Annotated in this window: 6 protein-coding genes; all 6 read left to right on the top strand. The window is 38.0% G+C overall.

Features of this window, described 5'->3' with window-relative positions; genetic code table 11:
• The coding region (locus tag ACIQ2Z_RS12255) for a hypothetical protein (protein ID WP_396184453.1) at positions 1–205 on the top strand (205 nt) is incomplete at its 5' end.
• Positions 206–397: 192 nt separating this feature from the next.
• On the top strand, positions 398–829 hold the full coding sequence (locus tag ACIQ2Z_RS12250) for a MarR family winged helix-turn-helix transcriptional regulator (protein WP_396184454.1): 432 nt from the start codon (positions 398–400) through the stop codon (positions 827–829).
• A 94-nt stretch (positions 830–923) separates the two neighbouring features.
• Positions 924–3314 (top strand): 3-hydroxyacyl-CoA dehydrogenase NAD-binding domain-containing protein, encoded by a 2391-nt coding sequence (locus ACIQ2Z_RS12245; protein ID WP_396184452.1) that lies wholly within the window; start codon positions 924–926, stop codon positions 3312–3314.
• Positions 3315–3360: 46 nt separating this feature from the next.
• The gene (locus tag ACIQ2Z_RS12240; protein WP_396184451.1) at positions 3361–3720 is read left to right on the top strand and encodes a four helix bundle protein; all 360 of its coding nucleotides are present in this window, start codon (positions 3361–3363) and stop codon (positions 3718–3720) included.
• 49 nt (positions 3721–3769) lie between these two features.
• Entirely contained in the window at positions 3770–4951 is a 1182-nt protein-coding gene (locus ACIQ2Z_RS12235; protein ID WP_396184449.1) for an acetyl-CoA C-acyltransferase, read from the top strand.
• A 145-nt stretch (positions 4952–5096) separates the two neighbouring features.
• Positions 5097–6117, top strand: a 1021-nt coding sequence (locus ACIQ2Z_RS12230; protein WP_396184448.1) for an acyl-CoA dehydrogenase family protein, incomplete at its 3' end; no start/stop codon positions are given.

Below are 6117 nucleotides of genomic sequence, written 5' to 3'. Positions count from 1 at the left end.
AAAAATCCATTTAATCCGCGTCATTTGCGTCTGCCGCGTTCAATCCCATAAAACCAAAAGAATCAAAAAAACTATAAAAACCCTTACCATTCCTATCCCTTCAAATCGAAAACCTTTCCCAAAAACATCGAGATTATCCTATTCCGACACGAGATTACCCGAAAACGGAACAAGATTACCCGAAAACGGAACAAGATTTTCATAAATCACAAAAAAATCAGCACAAAAACCAATAAAATAAATAAATACCCAAAAAACCACTACCACCAAAAAAAAACCACCTAAAACAACAACACAACCAAACAAAACACTACTTAACAAAAAATGTGTTAAAAATTAAAAAATACTATGCGTGCATAATAAATTTTATATAACTTTGAAAACTTTTGCGAAAAACATGAAAGACAAAACCATAGACTATATCCTTCGAGCAACTTGGCAATCCGTCGCCCGGATGTACAACGATGAAGCTTCAAATTACGAAGGCTCCATGGCCATAGGTTTCGCCCTCCTCAGCATAGATAAAGAAGAAGGGACCCCCTCCACCTATATCAGCAACAGAATGGGAATGGAACCCACTAGCCTTACTCGTACTTTAAAAACATTAGAAGAAAAAGGATTAATTATCCGTAAAAAAAATCCGGAAGACGGTCGCGGTGTCCTAATATACTTAACGGAATTGGGTAAGGAAAAAAGAGAATTATCCAAATCAACTGTTTTAAAATTTAACGAAGTTGTCAAACAAAACATAACCGAAGAAAAATTACAGCATTTCATGGAGGTCGCCGATGTGATCAATACATTAATTAACGAAAAGAAGATTTTCTAGATTTTTCTAATTTTTTAAATCTGTGTTCTAAAAATATAACTAACTAAAAACCAGCGGAAACTCGTAACCTGAGACCTGCAATAAGAATATAAAAATGAAAAGAACAATTAAAAAAGTGGCTGTCATCGGATCCGGAATTATGGGTTCCGGTATTGCTTGTCACTTTGCAAACATTGGTGTTGAAGTACTTTTGTTAGACATCATTCCAAATGCCTTAACCGAATCGGAAGAGAAAAAGGGACTCACTTTAGAAAGTAAAGCAGTTCGCAACCGCATTGTAAATGACAGTTTAATGAATGCTTTAAAATCGAACCCTTCTCCTATTTATAGTCAGAAATTTGCCAACCGAATTTCAACAGGAAATACAACGGATGATATGCGGAAAATTGCTTCTGTAGATTGGATTATCGAAGTGGTAGTGGAACGTTTAGATATTAAGAAACTCGTTTTCGAACAAGTGGATAAATATAGAAAACCGGGAACGTTGGTAACTTCCAACACATCCGGAATTCCGATTCAATTTATGAGTGAAGGAAGAACGGAAGATTTCCAACAGCATTTTTGCGGAACGCACTTCTTCAACCCGGCTCGTTATTTAAAATTGTTTGAAATCATTCCCGGGCCAAAAACAAGCAAATCCGTTTTAGATTTCCTAACCAATTATGGTTCACAATTCTTAGGAAAAACTTCGGTCGTAGCCAAAGATACTCCGGCATTCATTGGCAACCGGATTGGAATTTTCGGTATCATGAGTCTGTTTCACCAAGTAAAAGAAATGGGGCTAACCATCGAAGAAGTGGATAAATTAACCGGTCCTGTCATCGGCCGACCAAAATCGGCGACGTTTAGAACCGTTGATGTAGTTGGTCTGGATACATTAGTGCATGTCGCAAATGGAATTGAGCAAAACTGTCCGAATGACGAAGCTCATGATTTGTTCAAATTACCTTCTTTCATCCATACAATGATGGAGAATAAATGGTTGGGAAGCAAAACCAAACAAGGTTTTTATAAAAAAGTCGACAAAGATATTCTATCATTGGATTTAGACACGATGGAATACCGCCCGAATAAAAAAGCCTCTTTTGCCACCTTAGAATTAACCAAAACCATTGACAAACCAATCGATCGTTTCCAAGTGTTAGTGAAAGGAAAAGACAAAGCGGGTGATTTTTATAGAAAGAATTTCGCAGCTATGTTTGCGTATTGTTCTAATAGAATTCCTGAAATATCTGATGAATTATATAAAATCGACGATGCCATGAAAGCCGGCTTCGGTTGGGAAAATGGTCCGTTTGAAATTTGGGACAGCATCGGTGTAGCCAAAGGAATTGAAATGATGCTTGCCGAAGGTTATGAACCGGCTGCTTGGGTGACTGAAATGGTAGCTTCTGAAAATACTTCTTTTTACACGGTTAAAAATGGTGCAACACATTTTTACAATATCCCAACCAAATCGCAGGAAAAAATTCCGGGTCAAGATGCGTTTATCATCTTAAACAATATAAGAGAAAGTCAAAAAGTTTGGGGTAATTCCGATGCCACAATTCATCATTTAGGCGATGGAATATTGAATTTAGAATTCCACTCTAAAATGAATACGATTGGTGGCGGTGTGTTGCAAGGAATCAACAAAGCCATCGATTTAGCTGAAAAAGAATACAACGGATTAGTTATTGGAAACCAAGGAGCTAATTTCACTGTAGGTGCCAACATCGGAATGATTTTTATGATGGCCGTTGAACAAGAATATGACGAATTGAATATGGCTATCAAAATGTTCCAAGACACGATGATGCGTTGCCGCTACTCCTCTATTCCGGTAGTCGTTGCTCCACACGGAATGACGTTAGGTGGTGGTTGCGAAATGACAATGCACGCCGACCGAGTGGTTGCTGCTGCAGAAACCTATATTGGTTTAGTGGAATTTGGTGTCGGAGTCATTCCCGGCGGAGGAGGTTCGAAAGAAATGACTGTACGTGCCTCCGATTTATTCCACAAAAACGACGTCGAATTAAATGTACTACAAGAATACTTCCTAACCATCGGAATGGCAAAAGTAGCCACTTCTGCTTATGAAGCTTTTGATTTCGGTATTCTTCAAAAGGGAAAAGATATAGTTGTTGTGAATCGTGATCGTCAAATTGCAGTTGCAAAACAAGTTGCCTTGCAAATGGCAGAACAAGGATACACAAAACCTATCCAACGCAAAGACATTAAAGTATTAGGAAAACAAGCGTTGGGAATGTTCTTAGTAGGAACCGACCAAATGCAAGCCGGAAAATACATTTCGGAACACGATAGAAAAATTGCTAACAAATTGGCGTATGTAATGGCAGGTGGTGATTTATCAGAACCTACATTGGTAAGTGAGCAGTATTTGTTGGATATTGAAAGAGAGGCATTTTTGAGTTTGTGTACTGAAAGAAAGACATTGGAGCGTATTCAGTTTATGTTAACCAAAGGGAAGCCGTTGAGAAATTAATTGTATAATGTATATTGTAAAATTGTATAATGTAAAATTAATGCTTATGAATTATTTTAAAGAATTGAAAGTTTGGCAGAAAGCTATTGAACTTGTTACCAATACCTATTTAAAATCTCAAAGTTTTCCTAAAGAAGAAATTTATGGTTTAACATCACAAATAAGACGTTGTGCCGTTTCAATTCCTTCAAATATTGCAGAAGGATGTGGAAGAAACACTGACAAAGATTTTAATAACTTTTTAGGAATTTCTTTAGGTTCAGCTTTTGAATTTGAAACTCAATTAATTATTTGTAAAAATTTAAATTTTATAAATCAAGATGATTTTACATTTCTTGAAGCCGAAGTACAGCATATACAAAACATGATAATTAAACTGAAAAGTTCTATTGAAAAAAAAATGTAATCGCTTCAATATACATTATACAACAATACATTATACAAATAAAAAAGATATGAAAACAGCATACATAGTAAAAGCATACAGAACCGCCGTCGGAAAAGCCCCAAAAGGAGTATTCCGTTTCAAAAGACCTGATGAATTGGCAGCAGAAACCATTCAATTCATGATGAACGAGCTACCTGATTTCGACAAAAAACGCATCGACGACGTGATGGTTGGAAACGCAATGCCCGAAGCCGAACAAGGTTTAAACGTAGGTCGTTTAATCTCCTTAATGGGATTAAAAGTCACCGATGTTCCGGGTGTAACCGTCAATCGTTACTGTGCATCCGGTTTAGAAACGATTGGAATGGCAACCGCTAAAATTCAATCCGGAATGGCTGATTGTATCATTGCAGGCGGAGCCGAAAGCATGAGTTTTATTCCAATGGGAGGCTATAAACCTACCCCCGATTATGCAGTTGCAGCATCAGGTAATGAGGATTATTATTGGGGAATGGGTCTAACAGCTGAAGCTGTCGCCAAACAATTCAACGTGTCGCGTGAAGACCAAGACGAATTTGCTTTTCATTCCCACCAAAAAGCTTTAAAAGCTCAGGCCGAAGGAAAATTTGACAAACAAATCGTGCCAATCACTGTGGAACAAACATTTATCAATGAAAATGGTAAAAAAGAAACCAAATCGTATGTCGTAAAAAAAGACGAAGGTCCGAGAGCTGACACAACAGTTGCGGCATTGGGTAATTTAAAACCGGTGTTTGCTGCTGATGGTTCGGTAACAGCAGGAAACTCATCACAAATGAGTGATGGTGCCGCGTTTGTTTTAATTATGAGTGAAGAGTTGGTAAACGAATTAGGTATAAAACCCATCGCACGATTAGTCAATTTCGCATCAGCCGGAGTAGAACCTAGAATCATGGGAATCGGTCCGGTAAAAGCTATTCCGAAAGCATTAAAACAAGCCGGTTTAACTTTAAATGACATTGACTTAATCGAATTAAACGAAGCGTTTGCATCACAATCATTAGCCGTAGTTCGAGAATTGGGATTAAATCCTGATATCGTGAACGTGAACGGAGGTGCGATTGCCTTAGGACATCCGCTAGGTTGTACTGGAGCTAAACTATCGGTTCAATTGTTTGATGAAATGCGATTACGAGGTAGTAAATACGGCATTGTGAGTATGTGCGTGGGAACCGGACAAGGTTCTGCGGGAATTTTTGAATTGCTATAAGCCCCCTAACCCCCAAAGGGGAAACGAGGCCTTCATGAAATAAAAAAACAAAAGAACATAAATTTAAGAAATTTATAAAATTTTAAAAATTTCTCTAATTTTTAAATTCTGTGTTCCAAAAATATAAAAGATTAAAAAACTAATTATGGAAGACATAACAAGAGGAGGACAATTCCTAGTCAAAGAAACCAAATGTGAAAACGTATTCACACCCGAAGATTTCTCAGAAGAGCAAATCATGATGCGTGATTCGGTTAAAGAATTTGTGGACAAAGAAATTTGGCCAAATAAAGACCGATTTGAAAAGAAAGATTATGCATTTACCGAAGAAGTAATGCGAAAAGCTGGAGAAATGGGCTTTTTGAGTGTTGCGGTACCGGAAGCCTATGGCGGAATGGGAATGGGATTTGTAGATACATGTTTAGTATGCGATTACATTTCAGGTGCAACCGGTTCATTTTCAACTGCTTTTGGTGCTCACACAGGAATTGGAACGATGCCAATTACTTTGTACGGAACAGAGGAGCAAAAGAAAAAATACGTTCCAAAATTAGCCTCAGGTGAATGGTTTGGAGCCTATTGTTTAACTGAACCGGGAGCAGGTTCTGATGCCAATTCAGGAAAAACAAAAGCTGTATTGTCAGCAGATGGAACACATTATAACATTACCGGACAAAAAATGTGGATATCCAACGCCGGATTTTGCTCGTTATTCATCGTTTTTGCTCGAATTGAAGACGATAAAAATATTACCGGTTTTATTATAGAGAACGACCCGTCCAACGGAATTACCATGAACGAAGAAGAACATAAATTAGGAATCCGTGCCTCTTCTACTCGTCAAGTGTTCTTTTCAGATACCAAAGTACCGGTTGAAAATATGTTAGCCGGACGTGGTGAAGGTTTCAAAATTGCCATGAACGCGTTAAACGTAGGCCGAATCAAATTGGCTGCCGCTTGTTTGGATGCTCAACGGAGAGTGACTTCCAACGCCATTAATTATGCTAACGAAAGAATTCAGTTCAATATACCAATCGCTCAATTTGGAGCCATTCGATATAAATTGGCTGAAATGGCCACTTCTGCTTATGCCGGTGAAAGTGCTACCTACCGTGCTGCAAAAGACATCGAAAACCGAATTAAATTACGTGAAGCAGAAGGTGCAA

It is taken from the genome of Flavobacterium sp., from assembly GCF_044361015.1.
Lineage (GTDB): Bacteria > Bacteroidota > Bacteroidia > Flavobacteriales > Flavobacteriaceae > Flavobacterium.
Note: the sequence above shows the minus strand (reverse complement) of the source record. Positions and strands in the feature narration are given on the sequence as shown.